The 25,690-nt window shown below is 69.7% G+C and carries 24 protein-coding genes and 1 tRNA gene; 13 read left to right on the top strand and 12 right to left on the bottom strand.

Annotation, left to right across the window (positions count from 1 at the left end):
- The first annotated feature begins 26 nt into the window (after positions 1 to 26).
- The gene (locus FZP69_RS02400; protein WP_152039789.1) at positions 27 to 416 is read left to right on the top strand and encodes a hypothetical protein; all 390 of its coding nucleotides are present in this window, start codon (positions 27 to 29) and stop codon (positions 414 to 416) included.
- A 186-nt stretch (positions 417 to 602) separates the two neighbouring features.
- On the opposite strand, the gene FZP69_RS02395 is transcribed toward FZP69_RS02400, so the two are convergent.
- The 3 genes from FZP69_RS02395 to FZP69_RS02385 form a co-directional block, all read right to left on the bottom strand.
- Positions 603 to 884 carry a DUF6360 family protein gene (locus tag FZP69_RS02395; RefSeq protein WP_152039788.1) on the bottom strand — a complete coding sequence of 94 codons (282 nt, stop codon included), beginning with the start codon at positions 882 to 884 and terminating at the stop codon, positions 603 to 605.
- A 313-nt stretch (positions 885 to 1,197) separates the two neighbouring features.
- The gene (locus tag FZP69_RS02390) at positions 1,198 to 2,982 is read right to left on the bottom strand and encodes a nitrite/sulfite reductase (protein ID WP_152039787.1); all 1,785 of its coding nucleotides are present in this window, start codon (positions 2,980 to 2,982) and stop codon (positions 1,198 to 1,200) included.
- A gap of 79 nt (positions 2,983 to 3,061) precedes the next feature.
- Positions 3,062 to 3,403, bottom strand: coding sequence for a hypothetical protein (locus FZP69_RS02385; protein ID WP_152039786.1), 342 nt, complete (start codon positions 3,401 to 3,403; stop codon positions 3,062 to 3,064).
- Positions 3,404 to 3,705: 302 nt separating this feature from the next.
- Here FZP69_RS02385 and FZP69_RS22305 point away from each other — a divergent pair, with 302 nt between their 5' ends.
- The 3 genes from FZP69_RS22305 to FZP69_RS02375 all read left to right on the top strand — a co-directional run bounded on the left by FZP69_RS22305 (position 3,706) and on the right by FZP69_RS02375 (position 4,893).
- Positions 3,706 to 3,876: a hypothetical protein gene (locus tag FZP69_RS22305; RefSeq protein ID WP_192918562.1), complete on the top strand. Its 171-nt coding sequence runs from the start codon at positions 3,706 to 3,708 to the stop codon at positions 3,874 to 3,876.
- 72 nt (positions 3,877 to 3,948) lie between these two features.
- On the top strand, positions 3,949 to 4,626 hold the full coding sequence (locus FZP69_RS02380; RefSeq protein WP_152039785.1) for a DUF7119 family protein: 678 nt from the start codon (positions 3,949 to 3,951) through the stop codon (positions 4,624 to 4,626).
- A 193-nt stretch (positions 4,627 to 4,819) separates the two neighbouring features.
- A tRNA-Lys gene (locus FZP69_RS02375) sits at positions 4,820 to 4,893 on the top strand.
- Between the two features lie 639 nt (positions 4,894 to 5,532).
- Here FZP69_RS02375 and FZP69_RS02370 read toward each other — a convergent pair.
- The gene (locus tag FZP69_RS02370) at positions 5,533 to 6,009 is read right to left on the bottom strand and encodes a deoxyuridine 5'-triphosphate nucleotidohydrolase (RefSeq protein ID WP_152039784.1); all 477 of its coding nucleotides are present in this window, start codon (positions 6,007 to 6,009) and stop codon (positions 5,533 to 5,535) included.
- A 187-nt stretch (positions 6,010 to 6,196) separates the two neighbouring features.
- Between FZP69_RS02370 and FZP69_RS02365 the strand changes: the two genes are divergently transcribed.
- The 6 genes from FZP69_RS02365 to FZP69_RS02340 all read left to right on the top strand — a co-directional run bounded on the left by FZP69_RS02365 (position 6,197) and on the right by FZP69_RS02340 (position 11,215).
- Positions 6,197 to 8,170 (top strand): aconitate hydratase, encoded by a 1,974-nt coding sequence (locus tag FZP69_RS02365; RefSeq protein WP_152039783.1) that lies wholly within the window; start codon positions 6,197 to 6,199, stop codon positions 8,168 to 8,170.
- A 92-nt stretch (positions 8,171 to 8,262) separates the two neighbouring features.
- Entirely contained in the window at positions 8,263 to 8,874 is a 612-nt protein-coding gene (gene rimI / locus FZP69_RS02360; protein WP_152039782.1) for a ribosomal protein S18-alanine N-acetyltransferase, read from the top strand.
- 38 nt (positions 8,875 to 8,912) lie between these two features.
- The gene (locus FZP69_RS02355) at positions 8,913 to 9,461 is read left to right on the top strand and encodes a DUF5810 domain-containing protein (protein ID WP_152039781.1); all 549 of its coding nucleotides are present in this window, start codon (positions 8,913 to 8,915) and stop codon (positions 9,459 to 9,461) included.
- Between the two features lie 123 nt (positions 9,462 to 9,584).
- Positions 9,585 to 10,193 carry a DUF5809 family protein gene (locus FZP69_RS02350; RefSeq protein ID WP_240137431.1) on the top strand — a complete coding sequence of 203 codons (609 nt, stop codon included), beginning with the start codon at positions 9,585 to 9,587 and terminating at the stop codon, positions 10,191 to 10,193.
- On the top strand, positions 10,190 to 10,759 hold the full coding sequence (locus FZP69_RS02345) for an NUDIX hydrolase (RefSeq protein WP_152039780.1): 570 nt from the start codon (positions 10,190 to 10,192) through the stop codon (positions 10,757 to 10,759). Before FZP69_RS02350 ends, FZP69_RS02345 begins: the two co-directional genes overlap by 4 nt.
- A gap of 99 nt (positions 10,760 to 10,858) precedes the next feature.
- Positions 10,859 to 11,215, top strand: a complete 357-nt coding sequence (locus FZP69_RS02340; RefSeq protein ID WP_152039779.1) for a rhodanese-like domain-containing protein — start codon at positions 10,859 to 10,861, stop codon at positions 11,213 to 11,215.
- An 88-nt stretch (positions 11,216 to 11,303) separates the two neighbouring features.
- On the opposite strand, the gene yciH is transcribed toward FZP69_RS02340, so the two are convergent.
- From yciH to FZP69_RS02315, 5 genes are all read right to left on the bottom strand, one after another.
- Entirely contained in the window at positions 11,304 to 11,597 is a 294-nt protein-coding gene (yciH, locus tag FZP69_RS02335; RefSeq protein WP_152039778.1) for a stress response translation initiation inhibitor YciH, read from the bottom strand.
- Between the two features lie 203 nt (positions 11,598 to 11,800).
- Complete coding sequence (locus FZP69_RS02330; protein WP_152039777.1) at positions 11,801 to 14,077, bottom strand: transglutaminase TgpA family protein; 2,277 nt, start codon at positions 14,075 to 14,077, stop codon at positions 11,801 to 11,803.
- Positions 14,074 to 15,132 (bottom strand): DUF58 domain-containing protein, encoded by a 1,059-nt coding sequence (locus FZP69_RS02325; protein ID WP_152039776.1) that lies wholly within the window; start codon positions 15,130 to 15,132, stop codon positions 14,074 to 14,076. The genes FZP69_RS02330 and FZP69_RS02325 overlap by 4 nt, the downstream gene beginning before the upstream one ends.
- Positions 15,129 to 16,115 (bottom strand): AAA family ATPase, encoded by a 987-nt coding sequence (locus FZP69_RS02320; protein ID WP_152041484.1) that lies wholly within the window; start codon positions 16,113 to 16,115, stop codon positions 15,129 to 15,131. Before FZP69_RS02320 ends, FZP69_RS02325 begins: the two co-directional genes overlap by 4 nt.
- Positions 16,116 to 16,470: 355 nt before the next feature.
- Complete coding sequence (locus FZP69_RS02315; RefSeq protein ID WP_204959889.1) at positions 16,471 to 17,904, bottom strand: chromate transporter; 1,434 nt, start codon at positions 17,902 to 17,904, stop codon at positions 16,471 to 16,473.
- 438 nt (positions 17,905 to 18,342) lie between these two features.
- On the opposite strand from FZP69_RS02315, the gene mutS reads away from it, so the two are divergent.
- Together mutS and mutL are read left to right on the top strand one after the other, a co-directional pair.
- Complete coding sequence (mutS, locus tag FZP69_RS02305; RefSeq protein WP_152039775.1) at positions 18,343 to 21,150, top strand: DNA mismatch repair protein MutS; 2,808 nt, start codon at positions 18,343 to 18,345, stop codon at positions 21,148 to 21,150.
- Positions 21,110 to 22,786: a DNA mismatch repair endonuclease MutL gene (mutL, locus tag FZP69_RS02300; protein ID WP_152039774.1), complete on the top strand. Its 1,677-nt coding sequence runs from the start codon at positions 21,110 to 21,112 to the stop codon at positions 22,784 to 22,786. Before mutS ends, mutL begins: the two co-directional genes overlap by 41 nt.
- A gap of 173 nt (positions 22,787 to 22,959) precedes the next feature.
- On the opposite strand, the gene FZP69_RS02295 is transcribed toward mutL, so the two are convergent.
- From FZP69_RS02295 to FZP69_RS02285, 3 genes are all read right to left on the bottom strand, one after another.
- Positions 22,960 to 23,457 carry a zinc ribbon domain-containing protein gene (locus tag FZP69_RS02295; protein ID WP_152039773.1) on the bottom strand — a complete coding sequence of 166 codons (498 nt, stop codon included), beginning with the start codon at positions 23,455 to 23,457 and terminating at the stop codon, positions 22,960 to 22,962.
- Between the two features lie 53 nt (positions 23,458 to 23,510).
- Positions 23,511 to 23,969 (bottom strand): GNAT family N-acetyltransferase, encoded by a 459-nt coding sequence (locus FZP69_RS02290; protein WP_152039772.1) that lies wholly within the window; start codon positions 23,967 to 23,969, stop codon positions 23,511 to 23,513.
- Positions 23,970 to 24,063: 94 nt separating this feature from the next.
- The gene (locus FZP69_RS02285) at positions 24,064 to 25,071 is read right to left on the bottom strand and encodes a formyltetrahydrofolate deformylase (protein ID WP_152039771.1); all 1,008 of its coding nucleotides are present in this window, start codon (positions 25,069 to 25,071) and stop codon (positions 24,064 to 24,066) included.
- Between the two features lie 261 nt (positions 25,072 to 25,332).
- Here FZP69_RS02285 and purS point away from each other — a divergent pair, with 261 nt between their 5' ends.
- Complete coding sequence (gene purS, locus FZP69_RS02280; RefSeq protein WP_152039770.1) at positions 25,333 to 25,587, top strand: phosphoribosylformylglycinamidine synthase subunit PurS; 255 nt, start codon at positions 25,333 to 25,335, stop codon at positions 25,585 to 25,587.
- Positions 25,588 to 25,690: the final 103 nt, after the last annotated feature.

Here is a 25,690-nt window from a genome sequence, read left to right as displayed (position 1 = left end):
TTGGTAACACGGAACATACGGAAGGTATGGACAGCGTGTCTCCCGACCTGACCGACAGCGAGCGGACGGCGCTGCACGAACTCCAGCTCGGCGTCGAAGGTGTCCACCGGGCGTACGGGCATCTGCTGGCCTTCCACCACGCCATCGGGCGGTCGATGGACCACTTCGCGGCGGCCGAGCCGCAGCTCAGAGAGGCCGGCCACGAGGAACACGCCGACGCCATCCGCGACTGTCACCTCCCAGCGGGCGTCATCGACGACCACTGGTCGTACGAACTGGTCGAGGGGTTCGAGCAGGGCTTCCTCGCGGACGTCACCGCGTTCGATGCGGCCGTCCGTGCCGACCTCGCGGGCGGGCGGTCGCACGTCGCGGAGCGCATGCAACAGCAGGCGTGGCGCGAGCGAGCGCAGGACTGACCGGCGACACCGCCCCCTCGACGAACGTTGTACGATACGAGCCGCACTGGCGCTCGCGCGAGGCGGAGGGCGTGCGGGACGCACACCGGGACGAGCGACGGGCCGGCGACAGGGGAGCCGACAGCGACCGGGACGAACGACGGGCCGGCGACAGGGGGGCCGACAGCGACCGGGACGAACGACGAGTCACTCCTCTGCGGCCTCGACCCGATCCGCGTACGTCTCCAGTTCGGCGGCGAGTTCGCGTGCCTGCGCCGCGGAGAGCGTCACCCGATCGGCGTGCGCCGGCAGCGTCTCGAGCTGCGTGTTGTCCAGTTCGAGTTCGAGCGTCACGTGGTCGGGGTTCTCGCGCGGGGCCGTGACGTTGAGCACGGCGAACGCCTCCTCTTCGAAGCCGTGGCCCTGTGCCGTCCCGTCGAGCATGTCGAAGGTGGTGTAGGCGTTGATCTTCAGGATTCGATCGGGCATGGGCGAAGCTGAACTCCGCGTCGGCAAAGGCGTGTCGTGTCGGCTCCCGTCGGTTGCGCTCGCGAGGGAGTCCTCACTGATCAGTGCCCGCCGATCACGTCGACGCCGGTCGGTTCGGTCGGTCTGATCCACCGCACGCTCGCCCGTGAGCGCGAGGCGGCGACGGCTTCCCGAGTGAGAACGAACGTCATCGTACGAGAGACGACGCGAGAGAGCGTCGACGTACCGACGAGACGCGGGTGACGCACAGAAACGTCGGGAGATCACAGTGGATGGGTCGCGGGTGGACCAGTGGCTCCGTCGTCGACCGGAGTCAGTCGTCGGCCGGGAGCGGCTGGCCGTCGCGATCAGTCGGGGCCGGCGACGCCGCCAGGTCGTCCTCGTCGGCGTAGGGGTACCACGTCATCTTGGTGTTGTGCATCATCGGGTCGTCGTAGTCCGTCTCCTCGGGGTCGACCAGCGAGGCGAGGAACTCCTCGTCGTCCTCGTGGCGCTCGACGAACTCGCGGAACGTCTCTCCATCGTCTCGAGTGTCTTCGAAGTTCGCGAGCAGGTTCCGGATCGCGCCGGGTACCTCGTCGACGGGGACCCGCTGTTCGACCCACTGGGTGAACCGAGGATTCTCACCGAGACCGCCGCCGAGCCCGATATCGAGCGCCTCGACCGGCTCGCCGTCCTTCCGGGTCTTCATTCCCCGGAGCGAGACGTCGGCGATCTGTGGCTGGGCACACGACGCGGTACAGCCCGAGAGGTGGACGTGGAAGTCCTCGACGTCCTCGGGGAGCTCGACGTTCTCCTTCAGCCAGCGGGCGTACCGCACCTGGCGGTTCTTCGTCTCGACGATGGAGAGCGAACAGAACTCCGTTCCCGTGCAGGCGACGGAGCCACGCATGAACGGGTTCGGGTCGGGCGAGTACGTCTCCAGAAGCGGTTCGTCGAGGAGCGCGTCGAGTTCGGACTCGGGCACGTCGGTGACGATGACGTTCTGCCGCTGGGTGACGCGAACCTCACCAGAGCCGTACTCGTCGGCGAGCCGGGCGAGTTCCTTCGTGTCCTCGGTCGCCATCCGGCCGACGAGCACGTTCAGGCCGACGTAGTAGGTGCCGTCGTTCTGCTCGTGGACGCCGACGTGGTCGGCGTGGCCGCCGGTGGCGCGGCTCGAGTTGTACGAGTAGCTCTCGCGGAGGTCCTCGCCCGCGGTGCGGAGCTCGAAGTCGACGTACTCGTCTTGGAGTACCTCGCGGATCTCCTCGACCCCCATCTCGTCGACGAGGAACTTCATCCGTGCGCTGTAGCGATCCTCGCGGTCGCCGTAGTCGCGGAAGAGCGCGGAGACCGCACCGCCGACCTCGACGGCCTCCTCGGGCGTGACGAAGACGTCGAGTTCGCGCGCCAGACGGGGTTCGTTGCGGGCGAGGCCACCGCCGACGTTGACGTTGAACCCTTCGACCTCGTCGCCGTCGATCTCTTTCGTTGCGGGCTCGAACGCGAGGTCGTTGATGTCGCCCTGGCCGCATCCCTCGCGGCAGCCGGTGACGGCGACCTTCCACTTCCGTGGGAGGTTCGAGTGGTCGTCGTGGCCCTTGTACGTCTCGTGGAGTCCCTCCGCCACCGGGAGGGCGTCGACGTGTTCGTGTTTGTCCTTACCGGCGACGGGACAGCCGACGATGTTCCGCCAGGAGTCGCCGCAGGCCTGTTGCGTCGACAGTCCCACGGATTCGAGTCTCTCGAAGATCGCCGGGACGTCTTCGAGCTTGATCCAGTGCAGCTGGATGGACTGCCGCGTCGTCCAGTCGACCCAGCCGTTGCCGAAGATCGGGTTCTCAGCGGGCCCCTCGGCGTACTCGTCGGCGACCTCGGCGACGACCTCGGTCTGCCCCGGCTTCAGGACGCCGTTTGGCGTCCCGATCCGCATCATGAAGAACGACTCCTGACCGTTGCGCTGGTGGTACAGCCCCCACCATTTGAAGCGCTCGAACCACGCGTCGTGTTCGTCCTCGGGGATGGCGTCCCACCCCTCCTCCGCGAAGCGGAAGAGGTGTTCTCGTATTTCGTTGCCGTACACCTCCGACTTCCAGTTCTCGACGTCCGTCGGCATTCGTACCCACCCTACCGTGCCCACACGTAAGCCCACCCGTATGCCGTCAACCCTTCCCGGTGCTTCGGGCAACCAGTGATTATTGCTGCTTCGTCGTGGACCCGTGCGGGCGTGGCGCACGAGTCGGACTGAGGACGCTCTCGCGGTCGATATCGCGGTACGCGCCGTCGACGACCCGGCCGACCGGGAGCCACGACGTCTCCCCTTTCGTCCCACAGGCGATGCACTGGCCGTAGACGCGCGTCTCCACGGTGCGGCCGTCGACACCGACCGCCTGGAAGTTCTCGACGACGAAATCCGGGAGCGCGCAAGCACAGAATTCGGGGTCGTGAAACCGCCAGAGTTCGCTCACGCTCACGCGCCGTTGGTCGTCGACGGAGATCCATGCACCGTCGTCGAGGATGCGAAGGGCGACGCTCATACCGTCGCTTGGGGAGAAGGACGGGAGTACGCCTCGGCCCACGCAATCCCTGACGAATCTGGTGACGTCGGTTTCACCGTGAACCGCGTGACGGATCGTATTTTTCCTGCCGGATAGCCGTCAAAGATGGAGGCAGCTGTCTCCGGTATCCGGGAGTGCTGGCATCGATTACTGCCTGAGGCGGCCTTATTCGGCCTCGGCTCGTGGCTGGAATCGATGGACACCGATCGGCGGTATCGAACACGACAGCACGCGTCGGCCGACGTCGCACCGGAGCTGTACGACGCCGAGGAGGACGACCGATGAGCGAGGGTGAGAGCGAGCGGGAAGAGCCAGCCACGGGCGTGAGTGGAGACGAGATGGCAGACGCTGCGGACGAACGGAGGCATCTCCACGATCTGGAGCCGGGTGCGGGTTGTGCCGAGATCTGGGAACACCTCTCCGAACGTCGTGAACACGCCGAGTCCGACTGATCGCGACGCCCTGCCGGTGGCACCGCACGGCAACAGGACGCTTTTGTTGCAGAGGCCCGACCCACGAACGAGATGAGCGATCGAGACGGCGACAGGGAGTGGACACATCCGGCCGACCGAGAGGAGCCGGTGGGGGAGCCCGTCGTCCGTGCCGATCCGTCCGTGACCGGCGAGCGCGCTCGCGAGGCGGTCGGCTTCGACCCCGACGATCCGGAGAGCGTCCAGCTCGCGGCCGAGACGGTGCGGGCGTTCTCGGAGAACACGGTCGGAGCGGAGGACAACGTCTACATGCTCCGTGGAGCGGCCGCCTGCGCCGCGTTGGTCCGGGGTGTCGGGTCGTACAAGCGTGCCGCCGAGCGCGCCGGTGGCGACGTCTCCGTCTCGTTCATCCGCAAGTGGGCCCGCGTGCACGACCTCCCGCAGGCGATCCGCCGTCACGTGGCTCGCGGTGACATCGCCCCGACGGCCGCGAAGCACATCGCCCGGGTTTCGGGCGACGCCAGGTTCGCCCTCGCGTGGGCGGCGCTCGACAGCGACCTCACCGTGCGAGAGGTCAGACGGATCGCCAGTGCGATCAACGACGGCACGCCCGCAGTGGACGCGCTGGCAGAACACGGCGTCAGGCTCGGCGAACTCACCGTTCGTCTGCCACCGGAGCTCTACCTCGAACTCCGACGGCGTGCCTCGCTGGAGAACGTCGCGCCGGAGGACGTGCTCGCCGAGGCACTCGTGGCGTACTTCGACGGGTGATCACGGCGGAGGTGAGGCCAGGGGGCGAACAGGCGACACGGGGACGACCACGAGACGCCGTGCCGCACACCCGCGACGCGCCCCGTGGTGGAGCTCACAGCACGCAACGGGGTCGCCTCGGCATCGGATTTGAACCTCCGCGATCGTACCGACAGTAAACGCTTATCAGGACACCACAACTACGGAGACGTGCGGGCCGGTAGCTCAGTTCGGCAGAGCGTCTGGCTTTTAACCAGACGGTCGGGGGTTCAAGTCCCTCCCGGCCCGCTTCTGCGACGAACGAACGTGAGGAGCGAAGCGGCCCCAGGGAGTTGAATCAGGGAGTGGAGTGAGCGCCAGTGAACGGAACGACTGTGGTTCAAGTCCCTCCCGGCCCGTGTTCCTGCGAACGGAGTGAACAGTGAAAACGCCCGAGGGCTTGAAGTCGAAGAGTTGCAGCCGCGAGCGACAGCGAGCGGACTCGACCGATCCGCGGAGGCGTCGATCAGACGGTGGCGAGCGACGCAGCCACGAGAGTGCTACCACCGTACGCGACGTGTTCAGGCTCGCCAGGACGGTAACTACGCCGCGTTCGGTCGTCGCGACGGAGCCACCGTCTCGATCGAAATGTCGACGGAGATCCGCGAAAGGGTCGTCTTCGGTGAGGCTGTCACGATCACCCGGCGACGACGTAACCCGGACCGCAATCGTATCGGCCGCGACCTCGAGGTCACGTCGACTTGTCCGTCGGCGTGTACCGCGATGGTCTCGGCTGTCGTCGCGACACCCCGTGGGAGCGCGTCGTCCGCGCGCGCCGCAACGACGGACCCGGACAGACAGGCGTCACTTCGGCAGCGTCGACGGACACTGGAGACAGGTCGGGTACGCCGAAGGCGGCTGGGACGGACGAAACGGTTACACGCGGTGTCAGTCGGTTCGCTCACCCTGATAGCTCCCCTCGTACGTCCCCTCGTGGTTCGCCTCGGCGAGCACGAGCTGTGCGACCCGCGCGCCGCGTTCGAGTTCCACGAAGTGGTGGACCTGTAACAGCCCCTCTCCCTTCCCCTCGTAGCCCGCGTCCCACACGGCCGTGTTGAGCATGCAGGAGTTGCGCATGAGCGACGACCGGGGGTAGATGAACCCGACGTGTCCCTCGGGGATCGAGACCGTCTCGGCGTACTGGAGGACGTATCCACCACGGCCGAGGTACGCCCACTCGCCGCCTTCGACCGACTCGAACGAGACCTCCTCGCGCTCGCCGATCCGCTTGCCGTCGCGACCGATGCGTCCCCGCGTGGCCTGTTCGTGAACCGCTGCGAGCGTCAGATCGACGCCGTTCGGCTGGACCTGCGAGTCGTCGACGGGCGTGACGTGCTCGGCGACGAACGCGCCGCTTCTGAACATGGCGCTCCGGCAGAGCGGACGATGAAAACCGTTTCGGTACGACGGCCGACAGCCGGGTGAAAAGTTACTCGAATCTCAAATAATAACGAGGATCCCGCGAAAATTGCCGGACTGCGGGGTCGTCCATCTGGACTGTCACGCACGACAGGGAGGATTTATATCTGTTCACCATCCACGGGCAAACGTTATGGGACTGACGTTGACAGAGAAGATCCTCGACGACCATCTCGTCGAGGGGGAACTCGAACCCGGCGAGGAGATCGGGATCGAGATCGACCAGGTGCTCACACAGGACACGACGGGGACGATGGTCTGGCTGCAGTTCGAGGCGCTCGACCTCGACGAGGTCCAGACCGAACTGGCGGCGCAGTACTGCGACCACCAGACGTACCAGTTCGACTTCAAGAACACGGACGACCACCGCTTCCTGCGGTCGGCCGCAGGGACGTACGGCGCGTACTTCTCCCGTCCGGGGAACGGTATCTGCCACAACGTCCACAAGGAGAACTTCGCCGCACCCGGCAAGACGCTCCTCGGCTCCGACAGCCACACGCCGACGCCCGGCGGGCTGGGACAGCTCGCCATCGGTGCCGGCGGCCTCGACATCTCCGTCGCGATGGGCGGTGGCGCGTACTACGTCGAGATGCCAGAGGTCGTGAACGTGCGCCTCGAGGGTGAACTGCCCGAGTGGGCAACCGCGAAGGACGTCATCCTCGAGATGCTCCGACGGCTCTCGGTCAAAGGTGGCGTCGGCAAAGTGTTCGAGTACACCGGCCCCGGCGTGGAGTCGCTCTCGGTGCCCGAGCGGACCACCATCACGAACATGGGGACCGAGCTCGGCGCGACCTCCTCGATCTTCCCGACGGACGAACACACCCGGGAGTACCTCGCCCGGCAGGGTCGCGAAGAGGAGTACGTCGAGCTCGCGCCCGACGAGGACGCCGAGTACGCCGACGAACTCACCATCGACCTCTCCGACCTCGAGCCGCTCATCGCCAAGCCGTCGATGCCGGACAACGTCGTACCCGTCCGCGAGGTCGCCGGGACGAGCGTCGACCAGGTCATCATCGGCTCCTGTACGAACGGCGGCTACGAGGACATCCTCCCCGCCGCGAAGATGCTCGAGGGGCGGCAGATCAACCGCAAGACGGAGATGATCATCGCGCCCGGCTCGAAGCAGGCGTCGGAGATCCTCGCCCGCGAGGGGTGGACTGCGGAGCTGATGGCCGCCGGCGTCAACTTCTCCGAGGCTACCTGCGGAGCCTGCATCGGCATCGGTCACGTGCCGGCGTCGGAGTCGGTGTCGCTGCGGACGTTCAACCGCAACTTCGAGGGACGCTCCGGCATCGAGGACGACAACGTCTACCTCTGCTCGCCCGAAGTGGCGACCGCCGCAGCGATCAAGGGCGAGATCGTCGACCCGCGCGACCTCGCCGACGAGCTCGGCGACCTCGAGGATCCCGGCTTCGAGCTGCCCGACGCGTACGACGGCTCGAAGACCGACATCATCGCGCCCGACGAGGCCGTCGACGACTCCCTGATCAAGGGGCCGAACATCGGCAACGCGCCGATCGGCGAACCCCTCGAGGCCGACATCGCGGGTGAAGTGCTCCTGAAGATGGAGGACAACATCACGACGGACCACATCATCCCCGCGACGTCGGACATCCTCATGTACCGCTCGAACATCGAGAAGCTCTCGGAGTTCACGCTCTCGCGGGTGGACGAGACGTTCGCCCAGCGCGCCATGGACGCCGACGGCGGCGTCCTCGTCGCTGGCGAGAACTACGGCCAGGGCTCCTCGCGCGAGCACGCCGCGATGTGCCCGCTCTACCTGGGCATCGAGGCCGTCCTCGCCGAGTCGTTCGCGCGCATCCACCGCGCCAACCTGTTCAACTTCGGCATCCTGCCGCTGACGATCGACTCCGAGACGTACGCGAAGATCGAACAGGGCGACGACGTCGAGGTCGTCACCGACGTCGCAGAAGCCGTCGAGGCGGGCGAAGAGGAGTTCACCGTCCGCGTCAACGACGACTGGGAGGCGACGACCACCCTCAAAGCCTCCGAGCGCGAACGCCGCATCCTCGCCGCCGGTGGCAAGCTCCGCCTCACGAAGCAGCAGTACGAGGACGGCGGCGACGCGGCGCCCGCCGACGACTGAGCCGAACCACCAACCCACGTTCTCCGTTTTTTCCCGTCGACAGCGACGCGTGGGCCGTCGTACTTTTGCGGGAGGCGCTCGTATCGCGATTCGTGTCCCCCGCGCCGAGCCCGGACGACGTTCCCGACAGCCTCGACGACGACGCTGTCGTGATCCGGCAGGCCGAACAGGCCGACCTGCTCGACGTGTTCCGTATCGAACGGGTCACCTTTCCACAGCCGTGGCCGTACTCGGCGTTCGAGTCGTTCCTCGGGGAACGAGGCTTTCTCGTGGCGACCGTCGGAACGCCGCCGACCGTCGTCGGCTACACCGTGAGCGACACGACTCCGAACTACGGGCGCGACATCGGCCACGTGAAGGACCTCGCGGTTCATCCCGACGCGCGGGGGCAGGGTCTCGGGCGCACGCTGCTCCACCGTGCGCTCGCGGCGCTCGCGGCGGAGGGTGCAGCGCTGGTCAAACTGGAGGTCCGCGCGACCAACGACGCCGCGCTGTCGCTCTACCGGGACGAAGGGTTCGAGCCGCTCCGCCGCATCCCCCGCTACTACGACGACGGCGAGGACGCCTACGTGATGGTGCTCGACCTCGCGGAGTGGACGGCCGGCCGGGGTGTCGCCACCGCTGCGACCGACGCCAACGCCGAGCTGGGGGCTGACACCGACGCCGGGCGACCCGACCTCGTGGCCGACGAGGACGACCGATAACCCGCAGCTTGATTGCCGTGGGCCGGCTCCGTCCCGGTATGGGCTACGCCTGCCCGGTCTGTGCGGAGCCGCAGCTCGACGCCGACCACCTCGCCGACCACCTCGCGTTCCAGGCGTTGACGCACGGCGACGACCACGAGTCGTGGCTCGACGAGCACGTTCCCGACTGGGCGGCCGGCGGGACGGACGAACTCGCCCCGCGCGTCGCCGACCTCGCGGCCGAGACCGAGTACGAGGTGGCGTTCGAGGACACCACCGGTCACGACCACGACCACGAGGGTGAGGTGTACGATCCCGACCTGCAGGGCGAGCCACACCACGGGCACGGGTCGGAGCCCCCACGAGCGCAGAGCCACGGTCCCGGACGGGGCACGACCGGCGTCGAGAGCGGGGCTGCGGACCTCGACCCGGAAGCACGCGAGATCGTCCAGAACGCACGAGAGCTGACGCGGGAGATGCTGACCGCAACGGACACTGGCGCGGACGAGGCAGAGACGGAAGGTGACGGAGACGAATCCACGACCCGGACCGATGGGGACGACACGGCGGACGAGACTAGCGCCGACGTGGACGAGTCCGACGGCTGACGCGAACGCCGGCCCGCCTGGACTGTGTGGGAGCCGGTTGGGGAGCGGGACAGCGGTTGGAGAGCGGGACAGCGGTTGGAGAGCGGTAGAAGTATACGGTCGCCCCCACCAGAGTCGACAGCAATGGAATCGCAGGGGACGCTGGCACCCGAGACGCACGAGGAGGCGCGCGAGGCGTTCGAGGCCGTCGGTCCGATCGCTCAGACCGTCGTCCGCGAGACGGCGCGGGCGATGGCGTTCGACCCCGAGGAGTACCGCGAGCGCGTCACGAGCGACGTCGTCTCGACGGCCCGGGACGTCCTGTTCGCGTCGCGGCTCCGCGTCCACGCCGGGAGGCGGGCGGAGTTCGACACCTGGTGCGACGACCACGAGGAGTACGAGGTGATCGAGGTCGGCAGTCCGAACGTCGAACGCGTCGTCTGGCACGCCGCGCCCTTCGCCCGGACGGCGGTCGCGGCCACGTACCAGAACGAGCGCGACGCTGCCGTCGAGATCCTCCGGAGGCAGGCGCTCGGGCGGATCTACCGCGTCGAGCTCGAGGGGATGGAAGGCGCGGCGGTCACGGACGTCGTCGACGGGGCGGAGACGGGCGGCGGAGCGGAGACAGCCGACGAAGCGGAGACAACCGACGAAGCGGTCCAGCGCGGGAGCGAAGCCGCGGACGAATCGGCGGCCGGGGGCGGCAGAGGGAACGAGCCGACAGACGGGAGCGAGACCGGGGGGCAGCGATGAACCATCCGGACGACGGCCGTCGACACGAGTCGCTCGGTGAGCCGGAGTGGCCCGTCCTCGAGACCGAAGTCGAGTACGAGACGGGCTGGTACGTCGGCGGGTACGACCTCGTCGAACAGCCGGACGGGAGCACGAAACGGTACTACTGGGCCGAGCTGGCGTCGGCCGTCGTCGTCGTCGCCGTCACCGACGGCGCGGTCGCCATGGTCGAACAGTACCGGCCGACGATCCGGAAGACGCAGCTGGAGCTCCCGGCCGGCATCGTGGAGGCGGGCGAGTCCTTCACCCACGCCGCCGAGCGCGAACTCCGGGAGGAGACGGGGTTCGAGGCGTCGTCGACGAGCCTCCTCCAGGACGTGTGGTGTACGACCGGGCTGCTCCGACACCGCCGGGGGTTCGTCTTCGCCGAGGGCCTCGCGCCCGTGAGTCAGGAACTCGACGACAACGAGTTCCTCTCTGTGCGCGCGGTGCCGGTCGACGACGTGCTCGACGTGGTCCGCGGCCGGCCGACCAACGACGCGACGCTCGAAGGGCTGTTGCTCGCCCGCGAGGAAGGGCTCGTCTGAGCCGAGCCGACGGACTCGGTGGGTGAACGCCCCGTTGCGGGCCGCCTCGGTGACCGACACGCCGAGGGACTTATCCACCCGTGCCCGCTCTTGTCGCGTATGGACGGCGAGATCTCCACCGACGAGGTCGCTTCACTGCTGGACTCCGACGAGCCGCCACGCGTCGTCGACATCCGGTCGCCCGCGGCGTTCGCCCGTGGACACATCCCCGGGAGCGAGAACGTCCCGTTCGGCGAACTGCCCGAACGGATCGAGTCGTTCGCCGGTGCCGACCACATCGTCACCGTCTGTCCGCACGGCAAGGCGAGCGTCCAGGCCGCCCGGCTCATCACGTCGTACGAGGGGACGGCCGACGCCCGCGTCGAGAGCATGGCCGGCGGACTCGACGACTGGGACGGCCCGCTGGAGACCGAAGACGAACGCGACACCGAACCCGACCCCGAGACGCCCTTCTGAGTTCGAGTCGAACGAGGCGACCGCTCGCGGCGTGAAAAACAGGACGTTCGAAGGCGGCGCGACTCGACGTGCGACTGCGGTCAGAGGGTCACGCGACGTTGAAGCCCTTGTCGCGGAGGAAGTCCTCCACGCGGCCGGTGTGGTTACCCTGGAGTTCGATGGAGCCGTCCTCGACCGTGCCACCGCAGGCGAACTTCGACTTCAGATCGGACGACAGACTGTCCATGTCGACGTCTCTCGGATCGAACCCCTCGATGACCGTTACCTCTTTGCCGTAGCGTCGCTCGTCGATGTGGATATTGATCTCCTGGGACTCACGCGCGACGTCTTCACAGACGCAGAGTTCATCAGGCAGTCCACACGTCGAGCATACCTCTGACATTCCACTCTGAATTCTGAGAGCGAGATACAAAACAGTATCGGGAGGGCGCACCGCTCGAACAGCCGTGACGAGCCCCGATCGACCTCGTCCTCCCGAAGACGACCGGCAGGGCGTCCACACCACGCGACCGGTCCGGCGCGTCGTGCACGATGTGACCTGCGGGCCCCCACCGGTCGTGTGTCGGGACCACACGAGCCGGGCCGTCAGGCGGTCGCCTCGGTCGGGGGGTGGCGGTCGTCGCGACGGGCGACGAGGTCGCCGACCACGGGCGTCGCCTCCCACACCAGTTCGTCGACGAGGTCGATGGCGGTCGCCGCTTCGGCGCGCGAGACACCACCACGGTAGCGGGCGCGCTCGTGGATGTCGGCGACTCGCTGGACGCGGCTGTCGAGCCCGTGTCCCCGCGCGAGGGCAGCGAGATACGCCCGCTGTGTCTCGGTCGGGCGACGCGGCCGATAGCGCCGTTCGAGCAGGTGTTCGAGCCGGTCGAACGCCCGTTCGACGTCTCGCTCGGGGTTGCCGGTCCCCCGCTGGTACCGGAGCCACAGCCGGCGGTACGCCCACGCAGTGAGGCCGATCCGCCGCGCACCGGCGACGAACCCGACGAAGGCGACGAGGCCGAGACCGAGCGTCTCACGCGAGGGCAGCTCCGGCACGCTGAAGCCGCCGCTCCCATCGTCGCCGTCGCTCCCGGTGTCGAGTGCGGTCGAGTCCGGCGTCGAGTTCGTGCCGGGATCGCTCCCCTCGAGGTTGCTCCGCAGCGACTCGTTGCGGGTGGAGTTGTTCAAGAGCGAGGAGGCGTTGGTGGCCCCGAACTGTGTGGCGTCGGACGGCCCGCTCAGGTCGGGCTCCGTGGCGTTCGTATCGACGCCCGCCTCGCCGCTCTGTCGCGCCTCCGTGAGTCGGGTGCGCTCGGCCGTCTCTCGGGGAGACGCCGGCGTCGGATCGAAGCGAACCCAGCCGACGTCGGCGAAGTAGACCTCGACCCACGCGTGCGAGTCGAGCCCGCGGACGACGTACTCCCCGTCGGAGACCTGCTCGCCGGGCGTGTAGCCGACCGCGAGCCGTGCGGGGACGCCCTGCGCGCGCAGCAGCGTCACCATGGTCGTCGCGTAGTAGGTGCAGTAGCCCGCGTCCATCTCGAAGAGGAACGCCTCGGCGATGTCACCCTCGGGACGCTCGACCGTGAGCGAGTAGCGCTTGTTCTCTTCCAGCCACTGCTCGATGACTACGGCCTTGTCGTAGGGGTTGTCCTGGCCGCCGGCGATCTCCGCCGCGCGCTCGCGAACCCGCGTCGAGGTGCTCTCGGGGAGCTGGAGGTACGACTCGCGGATCGCCGCGGGGTAGTCGGTGCCGGAGCGGCGGAGCTGTTCGGAGGTGTACTGCGGGACGCGGCTCTCGACCGTGTAGCTCTCGCCCGAGCCGAGGCTCGTAGCCGGGACGAAGAAGCCCTGCTGGGTGACCTGAGTGCGGCCGGCGACGCCCTCGGAGACCTCGACGGGCTTCCACGCGGCGGGCATCGCGGAGACCGTCGACTCCGGGGTCACGGTCTGTGTGAGCCGGCGGGCGGCACCGGGCGGGCCACGGAGCCGTCCCTGGTAGGGTTCGGTGTCGCCCGTCCGCACCCAGCCGCGGCCGGTGTAGCGGTCGTACGACGCCGTCTGCCAGTACTGCCGTTCGCCCGCCTCGATCGTGTACCGCACCTTCGGAGAGAGCCGGATCGAGCCGAGCACCTCGATGCGCTCCTGGGAGTTGACGAGGCTCGCCTCGACGGTCGGCGAGCCGCGGTCGGGCAGGAGTGGCTGTGCCGCCCCGCCGGGAACGACCGACAACGTCGCCGCGAGGACGATCATCGCCGCCAGCACCGCGACGAGCGTGTCGAGCTGGGCGACCGTCCCGCCGTAGCGGTCGAGCGTGCCGAAGCCGATGGCGGTGCCCGCCCCGCCGACGCCCACGAGTGTCGTCGCCGTCCCGGCGTCGCTCGTCAGGACGAACAGGCCGAGCGCGGCGCCACCGACCGTGACGCTCCAGACGTACCGCTCGCGCATCGCGAGATACCACGAGAGGAAGACGGGACCGGGGACGATGGCGAGCGCCCACACGTCGGCGGCGGTCAGCCGGAGCACGGAGAGGCCGGTGAGGAGGGCGACCGTGTCCGAGAAGATACGCTCGGGTGACAGGAGCGACAGCTGGCTCGCGGGGATCGCGAGGAAGTACGTGACCGTTCCGGCACTGAGCAACACGGCCGTCAGAAACACCGCAGTGCGGATGCGGAGGAACCGTCCCAGCGCCGTCGCCAGGAGGAACGTCCCCGCGACGAGGAGGACGAACACGCGGTTCCCCCCGACGACGTTCGTGACGTGGAAGAGGACGCTGACGTACGAGAGCGTGAGGACGCCGACGCCGACGAGCGCCGGGCCGCGGAAATCGGTCCGGTCGCGTAGCGACCCGGTCGCGAGCGAGAGACGCCGCGTGCTCACGCCGCCACCCCCCGGCCACGGCGACGACGGTCGGTGGGTCGGTCGCGACGGTCGTCACCGGTCGCCGGACGCCCCCGGTCGGAGCGGCTCTCGGCGTCGGCTCGGCGGGCGACCAGTCGGTCGAAGGGGAGTTCGGTGCCGCCGAGGCGGACCCGCGTCCCACCGCGCGTGGCGCGCACCTCGATCGGGGGCTCCTCTTCGGTCTCCGCCCGTCCGTGGCCGACGCGCGCGAGGTGTTCCAGCAGCCGCTCGCGGTCGCCGGGGGCCGCCGACACCGTCCCGCCGGGCGTGAGGAGCGTCACGGGGATGCCCGCATGCAGGAGGGCGAGCGCGATGGTCCCCCCGGCCTCGGCCATCTCGTCGGCGCGACCCCGGTCGGCCGAGAGCGCCACGGTGAGCGTCTGACTCCGGTCGTCGGCCGAGAACTCCTTGACGATGAGGTCCTCGCGCTTGGCCGAGGACTTCCAGTGGACGTCGCGGAGCGAGTCGCCGCGGACGTACTCGCGGAGCCGGTCGAACTCGTCGCGGTCGGGGCTCTCCGCCGTGTGCTGGAGCGCGACGAGGTCGCGTCGGGCACGGCCCGTGAGGTCGTGCACCGACGGGTAGACGAGGACGTCGTCCGTGACGCCGACCGAGAAGCGCCGGGTCGCCAGCCCGAGCACGTCGCTGGCGACGAACGACACCGGACCGATCGTGTGCAGCCCGCGACTGCGGTACGTCACCTCGTAGGAGACGGCCTCGTTACCGACGGTCGTCCGGCTCCGGGCGTCGCCCTCGACGCTCGGAGGCAGCGCGTCGTGGACTGTCGCGGTGAACGGCGCGTCCGTCTCGAACCGGAGGGTGACCGTCCCGGCGTCACCGGGGAAGCCGTCGGCGGGGAGCGCGCGCTCGACCGTCGGGGGTTCGACCCCGCGGACCTGGACGAGCGCGGCGACGAGCGCGACGACACAGGGGAAGACGACGGCGTTGAGCGACCGGGCACCGAACAGCGCGGCCATCGCGGTCCCGAAGACGCCGACGACGACGACCGCCCAGCCGCGTCGCGTCAGTCTCATTCGACCGGGACGGTGTCGAGCGCTCGCTCGACGACCGAGGTGCCGTCATCGTCGCCACCCCCGGGGCGGATGCGGTGGCTCCAGACGGTGACGATCTCGGTCTGGATGTCGTCGGGGACGACGTAGTCGCGCCCCTCGAGCACCGCCCTGGCCTGGGCCGCCCGGACGAGCGCGATGCCGCCGCGCGGCGAGACGCCGAGCTGTGCGTGGTCCCTAGTGAAGGACGCCAGCCGGGTGACGTACGAGCGAACCGGCTCGCGGACGTCGACGGTGATGACCGTCCGTCGGGCGCGCTGGACCTCGGGGACCGAGGCGACGGGGTCGAGCGACTCGATCGGGTGGTCGCCGGCGACCCGCCCGAGGAGTTCGGTCTCGTCGGCCTCGGTCGGGTAGCCCAGTCGCAGCTTCTTCATGAAGCGGTCGATCTCGGCCATCGGGAGTTCGTAGGTGCGGTTGGGTTCGACGTCGTTCTGCGTCGCGATGACGGTGAAGGGCGACGGCAGTCGGTGCGTGTCGCCGTCGACGGTCACCTGTTCTTCCTCCATCGCCTCCAGCAGCGCCGCCTGCGTCTTCGGGGGGGCGCGGTTGATCTCGTCGCCCAGGACGACGTTGGCGAACACGGGCCCGGGCTGGAACTCGAACTCGCGCGTCTTCTGGTTGAAGACGTTGACGCCGGTGACGTCCGAGGGCAGGAGGTCGGGGGTGAACTGGACGCGCTTGAACGAGCAGTCGATCGAGGTGGCGATCGACCGCGCGAGCATCGTCTTGCCGACGCCCGGAACGTCTTCGAGGAGGAGGTGTCCCCGGGCGAGGAAGGCGACGATGATGTGTTCGATGGCGTCGTGCTGGCCGACGATGACCCGCTCGACGTTTTCCGTGATCCGGTCGACGAGTTCGGCGGCAGCGTCGATGGAGAGCGGTTCGTACTGGTCGGCCGACGGCGCGGAGTCCGGGGTGGCCTCCGACGACGCGTCGGTCTCCACGTCCACGTCCGCGTCCGACGTTCCCGCGTCGGTCACGCGTCGGCCTCCGTCCGCGTGCGGTGGGCGAGTCGCGTTCCGGCTCGCGGAGACGCCGGAGAGCCGTGGTTCGACCGGCGCGTCGGTCGTGTCGGCGCACGGGGGAGCGACGACGACGGGCAGGGCGGCCTCAGGTTCCTCTTGATCCTCACGGTTACTAGGTGGTTCTTGCCGGAGTCACCTAACTTTGCTGGGTGTGGTCAACTGCCATTCCCGACCGGTGGAGATCCGTCGAACAGCCGAGACGTGGCGGTTCGTGGGCAGAGAGCGGCCGAGACGACCGTCGTCCGGGGGGCTGCGGGTGTGACGGGGCCGGTGGTCACCCGACGCCCATCTGTAGTCCGATCCCGAGGAACGCAGCGGCGCCGATCGTCCGTGGGATCGACTGGCCTAGGTACCCGATCGCCACTCCAGCGCCGACAGCGATCACGACGGCAGCCGGGTCGACCGTCGCCGCGACCGGGAGGACGACGCGCGCGCCGACCCCGGTCCACGTCAGCCGCTCGGCGAACAGCACCTGGACGCCGAACCACGCGCCGAGGTTGGCGATGACGCCGACGACCGCCGCGGTCACGGCCGACAGCGCCGCCGACAGTGCCTCGTTCTCGCGCAGTGCCTCCACGTACGGCGCGCCGACGAAGATCCACAGGTAGCTCGGCAGGTACGTGAACCAGCCGGCCACGGTCGCTCCGAGGAGGCCGGCGACGAGCGGATCGAGCCCGCCGGGGTTGCGGAAGGCGCCGAGGAAGGCGACGAACGCCAGCGCGGCGTACGCACCACCGAACGAGACCGCCGCGACGCCGGCGAAGAACACCGCCTCCGTGACCAGCACGCTCCCGAGCCCGAAGACGACCACCAGCGGGACGAGCGGTGCCAGCCACACCGCGGTCCAGACGACCGCGGTCCGAGCCGTCCCTCGCCACGTGGGGCGGCGAGCGAGACCGGCGGTGACGCCGGGCGCGTGTCCGGGACCGGCGGTCGAACTCGCGCCGCGGACGGTTCGGCCGGTGGTCGTGTCCGCAGCGTCGGCGTCACGGTCGTCGTCCACTCCCTCGCCGTCGACGGTGTGGGCCGCCGGCGGAGCGGGCGCCGCGGGAGTCGTCGAACGGAGTCGGTACCCCACCCAGCCGACCACACCAGCGCCCAGCACCACGGCCGGGAACGGCACGGCGTACGCGTACATCGCGACGAAGGCTGCGACGGCGACGGCGACCAGCAGCGCGTTCGACAGGGTCCGTCGCCCCAGCCGGACGACCGCCAGGAAGACGACGGCGATGACCGCGGCCTTGAGTCCGAAGAAGAGTGCCGGAACCACCGGCGCCGACCGGAAGAGCACGTAGATCGTCCCGAAGAGGAGCATAGCGACGAAGCCGGGGAGCACGAACAGCGTCCCGGCGACGACACCTCCGAGCGTCCCGTGGAGCAGCCAGCCGAGGTACACCGCGAGCTGGTGTGCCTCCGGCCCCGGGAGCAACATGGTGTAGTTCAGCGCGTTGAGGAACCGGTCGTCGTCGACCCACGCTCGTCGCTCGACGACCTGCTGGTGCATGACCGCGATCTGACCGGCCGGGCCGCCGAAGCTCGCCGCCGCGACGGCGACCCACGCCCGGATCGCCTCGCGGAACGGGACCGTCTCGTCCGGCTGCACGCCGACGGGCTCGACGTCGGTTCGTTCCTCGCCGACGGCGGGAGCGTCGGTACCGTGGAGTCCGTCTCCGGGGCGTGTGTCGCTCCCCCTGTCGGGTCCGCCCACCGTGTTCTGTGTCCGTTCCGTGGTGGACGGGTCGGGCCCAGCGGCTTGTCGTTTCCCCTCCCGGCAGGTTCTCCAAACCGTCGCTGAGGGCGTGAGCGCGGTCGGGCCGCCGTTCTGCTCCACGCACTGCCCATCGTCGGAGCGTGCCACGGGAGCGCCGAGTGGTGCTACTGGTGGACCCGTCCCGGCCGAGCGCGCGGACCCGACGCTTTTTATCGCTCCGTCGCCGGCTATCCGCACATGAACGGAGGCGGGGACGCCGACCGCGACGCGGCAGCCGGCGGGGTGACCGAGGACGCGACAGACGGGACGGGGAGCGCCGCGGACGAGGACGCGAGGGACGGGGCCGACGACGGGCGAGGCGGTGAGCACGAGGTCGGAGGGCGCTCCGGCGGACCCGAGGAGGAGACGGATCCGGCGCTCGGTGCCCCGGCGGAGATGCTCGCCGTCCGCGAGGAGCTGACGCCGATGATGGCGCAGTACACCGACCTCTGCGAGGCCCACGACGACGCGCTCGTCCTCTTCCAGGTGGGCGACTTCTACGAGGCGTTCTGTGCCGCCGCGGAGACCGTCGCCCGCGTCTGCGAGGTGACGCTCACGAAGCGCGAGGACTCCACGGGGCAGTACCCGATGGCGGGCGTCCCGATCGACAACGCCGCCTCGTACGTCGAGCGGCTGCTCGATGCGGGATATCGCGTCGCGCTCGCCGACCAAGTCGAGCCCGCCGAGGAGGCGTCGGGACTGGTCGACCGCGCGGTCACACAGCTGGTGACGCCGGGGACGATCGTCGACGACGAACTCCTCGAGGGGAGCACGGCCAACTACCTCGGGGCGATCGTCCGCGAGGCCGGCGAGTCGTCGGCAAGCGCCGACCCGGGCGACGAGCGACCCCGGTACGGCTTCGCGGTCGTCGACGTCTCGACCGGCGAGTGTCTGGTGACGAGCGGCGACCGGCCGACGGTCGTCGAGGAGATCGAACGGCTCGCCCCGGCGGAGCTCCTCACCGGGCCGGCGGTCGACCTCGAACCGGCGCTCACGACCGAGGCGATGCGCTCGTCGTTCGACGAGGGGGCGTTCGCGCTCGACGCCGCGCGGGAGCGGGTCGGCGCGTACGCCCGGCCCGAGCGAGTGCTCGCGTCCGACGCGGAGATCCGCGCGGCCGGTGCCGTGCTCGCGTACGCCGAGTACACCCAGGGGGGCGACCACCTCGACTACGTCTCGCGCGTAACGCGGTTCGACCCCCGAGCGTACATGCGGCTGGACGCCACGGCGCTCCGGAGTCTGGAGCTGTTCGAGTCGCGGTCGCGGTCGGGACGGACGCTGATCGGCGCGCTCGACGAGACGTCGTGTGCGCTCGGACGGCGACGGCTGGAGGCGTGGTTCCGGCGGCCGACCATCGATCGCGGGGAGGCCGAGGCGCGGCTCGACGCGGTCGAGGCACTCACGCGAGAGGGGGTCGCCCGCGAGACGCTCCGGGAGACGCTGCGCGAGGTGTACGACCTCGAACGGCTCGTGGGGCGCGTCTCTCGCGGGCGGGCGAACGCGCGCGACCTCCGGTCGCTGGCGACGACGCTCGGGGTCGTCCCCGCCGTCCGGGACGCGCTCGCCGGCGTCGTCGACGACCACGCCGCCGACCGCCTCGCGGCCCTGCTGGATCGGCTCGACGACTGCGCCGACGTCCGATCGCTCGTCGAACGGGCGATCGTCACCGACCCGCCACAGGAGATCACCGAGGGCGGCGTGATCCGCGAGGGGTTCGACGCCGACCTCGACGAGGTGCGGGCGACCGAGCGCGAGGGGCGCGAGTGGGTGTCACAGCTGGAGGCGAAAGAACGCGAACGGACGGGGATCGACTCGCTCGAGGTGGGCTACACGCAGGTCCACGGCTACTACATCGAGGTGACGAACCCGAACCTCGACCGCGTCCCCGACGAGTACACGCGGCGGCAGACGCTGAAGAACGCCGAGCGGTTCTACACGCCCGAACTGAAGCGCCGAGAGGACGAGATCATCTCGGCGTCGGAGCGTGCCGACGCGCTGGAGTACGAGGTGTTCCGCGAGGTGCGCTCGTCCGTCGCCGACGAGACCGAGCGGGTCCAAGCGCTGGCGGACGCGCTGGCGGAGCTCGACGTGCTGGCGACGTTTGCCGCGACCGCCGTCGAGAACGACTACACCCGCCCGGCGTTCGGGGCCGACGCCATCGCGATCGAAGAGGGCCGACACCCCGTCGTCGAGCGAACCACCGAGTTCGTCCCGAACGGCGTCGACTTCTCTCGGGGAGAGATCGCGCTCGTCACCGGCCCGAACATGTCGGGCAAGTCGACGTACATGCGGCAGATCGCGCTGACGTGCGTCATGGCGCAGGCGGGCAGTTTCGTCCCGGCGTCGCACGCCGACCTCCGGGTGGTCGACCGCGTGTTCACCCGCGTGGGAGCCTCCGACGACATCGCCGGTGGGCAGTCGACGTTCATGCGCGAGATGGCCGAACTCACCGAGGTGCTCCACGGCGCGACCGAGGCGTCGCTCGTCCTCCTCGACGAGGTCGGGAGGGGAACGTCGACGACCGACGGCCTCGCCATCGCCCGTGCCACGACCGAGTTCCTCCACGACGAGGTCGGCGCGACGACGCTGTTCGCCACGCACTACCACGAGCTCACCGACCTCGCCGACGACTACCCCGGGGTCTTCTGCCTCCACTTCACGGCCGAGCGCGACGGCGACGACGTCACCTTCCTCCACCGCGTCGCCGACGGCCCCTCGTCGTCATCGTACGGCGTCGAGGTGGCACGGCTCGCGGGCGTCCCCGACAGGGTCGTCGATCGCGCCCGTACCCTGGTCGACGCCGAGACGGGGACAGCGTCGCCCGCCGAGGAGGCCGACGACCGATCACGGTCGGACGACGCGACACCGGCCCGATCGCCTGCACGGGTCGGGACGCCCGCGACGAACGGTCGCGAGAACGGGCAGGAGCGTGATCCGGCGGTCCACGAGACCGCCGAGCCAGGCGAAAAGACCTTCTCGGGGGGGACCCAAGGAGGCGGTGGCCGCGCGAAGTCAGCGCCACTGCCCGACCCGTCGCGGGAGGCGCGCGGTGACGAGAACCACGTCGCCGACGACGTCCTCCGCGACATCCGCACCGTCGACGTCGCGCGGACGACGCCGATGGACGCGCTCGCCCTCCTCCACGAACTCCAGCGGAGACTCGATGACGCGAATCAGGAGACTCGACCCCGAAACCAGACGTAAGATCGCCGCTGGCGAGGTGGTCACCCGCCCCGCCGCGGTCGTGAGAGAGCTCGTCGAGAACAGCCTCGACGCCGAAGCGTCGAGGATCGCGGTCGAGATCGACGGCGACGGCACCGAGGCGATCCGGGTCCGCGACGACGGCCACGGGATGAGTCGTGAGGGGGCCGCGCTCGCGGTCGAGCGCCACACCACGTCGAAGCTCTCCGCGCCGGACGGGATCGAGCGCGTCTCGACTCTCGGGTTTCGCGGCGAGGCGCTCCCGAGCATCGCCGCCGTCTCGCGGCTGACGCTGACGACGAACGACGGCGGACCACGGGGAACCACCGTCCGTGTCGGCGACGACGAGGTGACGACCGAACCCGCCGGACGCGCGCAGGGAACGACCGTCGAGGTCCGCGATCTGTTCCACAGCCTGCCGGCGCGCCGGAAACAGCTCGCGTCGGCGAACGCCGAGTTCGCGCGCGTCTCGAAGCTCCTCTCGCGGTACGCGCTCTGTCACCCGACGGTCCGGTTCTCGCTGGCCCACGACGGCCGCGAGACGTTCTCGACGCCGGGGACCGGCGACACCGACGCGCTCCTCGGCGTCTACGACCGGACGGTCGCCGGACAGAGCACCACGTTCTCCTTCGTGACCGACGACACCGCGAGCGTCGACAGCGACTCCGGGGCCGGACACGACACCGAGATCCGCGTCGAGGGCGTCCTCTGTTACCCCTCGATCACCCGCGCCACGCGCGACCACGTCCACGTCGCAGTGAACGGTCGCCCCCTGACGGACGGGACGCTCCGGGGTGCCGTCGTCGCGGGCTACGGATCGCTCCTCCCTGCGGACAGGTCACCGATCGCCGTCGTCCGCGTCGGCGTCCCCCCGGAGGCGGTCGACCACAACGTCCACCCGGCGAAGGCCGAGGTCGCGTTTCGCGTCGCGGGCGTGGTCGACGCGGTCGAGCGTGCCGTCGGCGACGCCCTGACCACGACGGACCTCCGCCGGAGCGGCGAGGTGTCGATGGACCTCGACGCGGGCCTGAGGCCGCTCGACGGCGAGTCACCCCTCTCGAAAGTATCGGTCATCGGTCAGTTCCGCGACCTCTACCTGCTCTGTGCGGCCGACGACGACCTGCTGATCGTCGACCAGCACGCCGCCCACGAGCGGGTCAACTACGAGCGGCTCCGGGCCACCGTCGGAGACCTCCCGTCTCAGGCCGTGGAACCGCCGGCGACGCTCCGTGTCTCCGCACCGGAGGCGGCGCTCGTCGACTCGCTCGGGGACGAACTGCGGGCGATGGGGTACGACGCCGCGACGGTCGGCGACGGGACGGTGCGCGTCAGCGCCGTCCCCGCACCGCTCGGGCGGACGGCCACGCCGGCGTCGCTCCGGGACGTCCTCGCGACGCTCGACCGTGAAGGAGCGCGGGGGGTCGACGACGTCCGCGACGAGCTCCTGAAGGACGTGGCGTGTCACCCCTCGCTGAAGGCCGGCGACGCGCTGTCGACCGACGAGGCGCGGGCGCTGCTCGACCGACTGGGTGCCTGCGAACAGCCGTACGCCTGCCCACACGGTCGGCCGACCGTCCTCTCCATCGACGAGGCGACGCTGGTGCGGGGGTTCGAACGCGGGAACACACGACTCGGCTGAGGACCGGAATCCAGCGCATCGGCGCGCTCCGACGGGGGTGAAGAGCGGCTCGGCAGGCAGGAAGCGTTCACGACCGACCTGGCCGAGGTGAGGGACGCCGACAAAGACCGGCGGCACCGACAAGCCCGGCCGAGCGACACCGAGAACGGGACCGACCGTCGACGGTCGGTCGCTCACCACTCCTTGCAGTCGGCGCAGACGAACCGGTCGCCCTCGCGCCAGCGGCGCTGGACGGTCGTGCCGCAGGCGGGACAGTCGTCGCCGACGGGTGACCACCGGTACGTCGCTCGTGGCCGTTCCGCGGCCGTGTCCGAAGTGGCGTCGGTAGAGTCGGAGGTGGCGTCGGTAGAGTCGGAGGTGGCGTCGGTAGAGTCGGAGGTGGCGTCGGTAGAGTCGGAGGTGGCGTCGGTAGAGTCGGGAGTAGTGTCCGTGGCGGTGTCGACACTCGTGACGACGTCGCCACTGTCGGTCGACTCCTCGGCGGTCTCGTCTGCTGTGTCCTCTGCGGCCACTTCGACCGTCCGCTCGGCGCGCGTCTCGGTCGAGCGGTCGCTCGCGGCGACGTCCCCGTCGTCCGCGTCGTCTCCCTCGGCGTCGGTGTCGCCGTGGTCGCCGTGGTCGTCGGTGTCGTCGACCCCGAGGAAGTCGTCGAGCGATCGGTTCTCGCTCATACCCTCTCGTCGGCCTACGCCGGCTTAGCGCTGGTGGACGCGAGCGGGTCCGCTCACCGCCCGCCGTCGCCCGGCCGCCGCTCACGCTTCATCAGCGTCGCCTCGCTGGGGACGGACTCGAATCCGAGCCGTTCGTAGAAGCCGACGAGGTCGCGCCGACATTCGAGCACGACCTGTTCGACGCCGGTCAGGTCGGGGTGGGCGCAGAGCGCGTCGACCAGGGTCGTCCCGAGCCCCCGCCGGCGGTAGGGGACCCCGACGACGACGTCCTCGACGAACGCACGGTACTCGTAGTCGGTGAGCGCGCGTGCGAACGCGACCACCTCGCGGTCGCGGCCGCTGGCAACCTCGCGGACGAGACAGACCACGACGTCGGTGTGAGCGAGCATCCGGCGGACGCCCTCGCGGTCGCGGTCGGCGGCCCACCCCGTCGAGCGGAGGAGCCGAACGACGTCGTCGAGGCCGCCCTCGGGGACCTCGTACGTGATCTCGACGTCGACGTCACGGCTCATGGCGGTGTCGTCGCGTGACAGACGTATCAATCGCCCGCTCGTGCCCGGAGCGTGAGACCGGAGCGCGCGCTCGGGAGAGTCGGGCGGAGTCGACTCAGTCGGTCGGAGTCGCCTCGGGTTCCGTCTCGGCTTCCTCGGAGTCGGTCCCGTCGTCTCCGGGCGCGGCCGCCACTGCCCCGGCGAGGTCGTCGACGGGGCGGTCGGGGGTGTCGACGTCGCCGAGACCGAGACGGTAGTCGTCGGGGTCGACCCCGTCGCGCAGACTGGTGCGGCCGCGGTGGACGGTGACGGCGTCGTCGAGGTGGAGCCGCACCGCCTCGAGGAGCGCCTCGGCTTCCAGCGGTTGCCCGCGGGCCCGCAACTCCTCGACGGAGGCGTCGTCGGGCACGTCGAACGCCCGCTGGGTGATGATCGGGCCCTGGTCGAGGTCGGTCGTGACGTAGTGGGCCGTGACGCCGGCGATGCGGACCCCCGCCTCCTTCGCCTGCCGGTAGGAGGCGGCGCCCGGGAACGACGGCAGCAGCGAAGGGTGGACGTTGATGATGCGGTCCTCGTAGCGGAACACGACGTTCGGCGAGAGGATGCGCATGTAGCGTGCGAGGACGACCAGATCGGCGTCGTACTCGTCGAGCAGACGGAGCAGTTCCGTCTCGTCGGGCGATCCCTTCTCGTCGCCGATGTCGTGGAACGGGACGCCGTGGCGTTCCGCCAGCGGTCGGAGGTCGTCGTGGTTGGCGACGACGACGCCGACCTCGGCGTCGAGGTCGTCCGCGGCCCACGCGTCGAGCAGCGCCGCGAGGCAGTGTGACTCCTTCGTCGCGAGGACCGCGATGCGCTTCGTCTCGCGGTCTGCAGGGAAGCGTGCCTGCACGTCCACGTCCATCTCGTCGGCGAGCGCGGTGAGCGCGTCCCGGAGCGTCGCCTCGGTGCAGACCATCCCCGACGTGTCGGCGTGGAGCGTCATCCGGAAGACGCCGTCGCGGACCGCCTGATCGATGTCCTCGATGTTGACTCCGCGCTCGAACAGCAAGGTGGTGAAGCGCGCGACGATTCCCGTCTTGTCGTCTCCGACGACCGTGACTTCGGTGTATTCGCGTGTCATACCGTCACCTCCGGCTGTTCGAGGCCGAACATACTCGTTCGGAGCGAGCGGGCGCGTAAACCGCTTCCGTTTTCGCGAAGAGTTACTTCGTCACCGAGTAACAGGGTACTCGATCACACGGCGTGTCACACTAGAGCGGTGAAGACGGGTGACGCGCCCCGAGAGACACGCGCCGGAGCGTGAGGCCGGCCAGTATGCGCGTTCGTGTACATCACTCACGTTCCAAAACGGCTTTTGCGCATCACCACGCACGCTCACGCGATGACAGCGTACACCGCGACGGTCACCGTCCGCCTCAAACGCGGCGTGCTCGACCCCGAAGCGGAGACGACGAAGCGCGCGCTGGAGCGGCTGGGGTTCGAGCTCGACGCGCTCCGATCGGCGGATCGGTTCGAGATCGATCTCGACGCCGACTCCGTCGACGCCGCCGAAGAGCGGGCCGACGAGATGGCCGAACGGCTCCTCGCGAACCCGACCATCCACGACTACGAGGTGGCGGTCTCGGAGGCGGAATGACCGCCCTCTCTCCGACACCGACGCTCGGGCACGGCACACGGAGGTGCCGTCGGTGACCCTCTCGTCTCCGACACCGACGTTCAGTCGCGGCACCCGGAGGTGC

Source organism: Salinigranum salinum (assembly GCF_009176545.1).
Taxonomy (GTDB): Archaea; Halobacteriota; Halobacteria; order Halobacteriales; family Haloferacaceae; genus Salinigranum; species Salinigranum salinum.
The sequence above is the reverse complement of the archived record's forward strand: the minus strand, read 5'-3'. Positions and strand labels throughout refer to the sequence as shown.

What these genes read in the sequence shown, in the direction of transcription:
- FZP69_RS02365 (WP_152039783.1), top strand. Translation starts at nt 6,197, where the DNA reads ATGGGACTGACGTTGACAGAGAAGATCCTCGACGACCATCTCGTCGAG.
- FZP69_RS02350 (WP_240137431.1), top strand. Translation starts at nt 9,585, where the DNA reads ATGGAATCGCAGGGGACGCTGGCACCCGAGACGCACGAGGAGGCGCGC.
- purS (WP_152039770.1), top strand. Translation starts at nt 25,333, where the DNA reads ATGACAGCGTACACCGCGACGGTCACCGTCCGCCTCAAACGCGGCGTG.
- FZP69_RS02390 (WP_152039787.1), bottom strand. Translation starts at nt 2,982, where the DNA reads ATGCCGACGGACGTCGAGAACTGGAAGTCGGAGGTGTACGGCAACGAA.
- FZP69_RS02400 (WP_152039789.1), top strand. Translation starts at nt 27, where the DNA reads ATGGACAGCGTGTCTCCCGACCTGACCGACAGCGAGCGGACGGCGCTG.
- FZP69_RS02370 (WP_152039784.1), bottom strand. Translation starts at nt 6,009, where the DNA reads ATGTTCAGAAGCGGCGCGTTCGTCGCCGAGCACGTCACGCCCGTCGAC.
- FZP69_RS02290 (WP_152039772.1), bottom strand. Translation starts at nt 23,969, where the DNA reads ATGAGCCGTGACGTCGACGTCGAGATCACGTACGAGGTCCCCGAGGGC.
- FZP69_RS22305 (WP_192918562.1), top strand. Translation starts at nt 3,706, where the DNA reads ATGAGCGAGGGTGAGAGCGAGCGGGAAGAGCCAGCCACGGGCGTGAGT.
- FZP69_RS02345 (WP_152039780.1), top strand. Translation starts at nt 10,190, where the DNA reads ATGAACCATCCGGACGACGGCCGTCGACACGAGTCGCTCGGTGAGCCG.
- FZP69_RS02385 (WP_152039786.1), bottom strand. Translation starts at nt 3,403, where the DNA reads ATGAGCGTCGCCCTTCGCATCCTCGACGACGGTGCATGGATCTCCGTC.
- mutL (WP_152039774.1), top strand. Translation starts at nt 21,110, where the DNA reads ATGACGCGAATCAGGAGACTCGACCCCGAAACCAGACGTAAGATCGCC.
- FZP69_RS02325 (WP_152039776.1), bottom strand. Translation starts at nt 15,132, where the DNA reads ATGAGACTGACGCGACGCGGCTGGGCGGTCGTCGTCGTCGGCGTCTTC.
- FZP69_RS02380 (WP_152039785.1), top strand. Translation starts at nt 3,949, where the DNA reads ATGAGCGATCGAGACGGCGACAGGGAGTGGACACATCCGGCCGACCGA.
- FZP69_RS02340 (WP_152039779.1), top strand. Translation starts at nt 10,859, where the DNA reads ATGGACGGCGAGATCTCCACCGACGAGGTCGCTTCACTGCTGGACTCC.
- yciH (WP_152039778.1), bottom strand. Translation starts at nt 11,597, where the DNA reads ATGTCAGAGGTATGCTCGACGTGTGGACTGCCTGATGAACTCTGCGTC.
- mutS (WP_152039775.1), top strand. Translation starts at nt 18,343, where the DNA reads ATGCTCGCCGTCCGCGAGGAGCTGACGCCGATGATGGCGCAGTACACC.
- FZP69_RS02355 (WP_152039781.1), top strand. Translation starts at nt 8,913, where the DNA reads ATGGGCTACGCCTGCCCGGTCTGTGCGGAGCCGCAGCTCGACGCCGAC.
- FZP69_RS02395 (WP_152039788.1), bottom strand. Translation starts at nt 884, where the DNA reads ATGCCCGATCGAATCCTGAAGATCAACGCCTACACCACCTTCGACATG.
- FZP69_RS02285 (WP_152039771.1), bottom strand. Translation starts at nt 25,071, where the DNA reads ATGACACGCGAATACACCGAAGTCACGGTCGTCGGAGACGACAAGACG.
- FZP69_RS02295 (WP_152039773.1), bottom strand. Translation starts at nt 23,457, where the DNA reads ATGAGCGAGAACCGATCGCTCGACGACTTCCTCGGGGTCGACGACACC.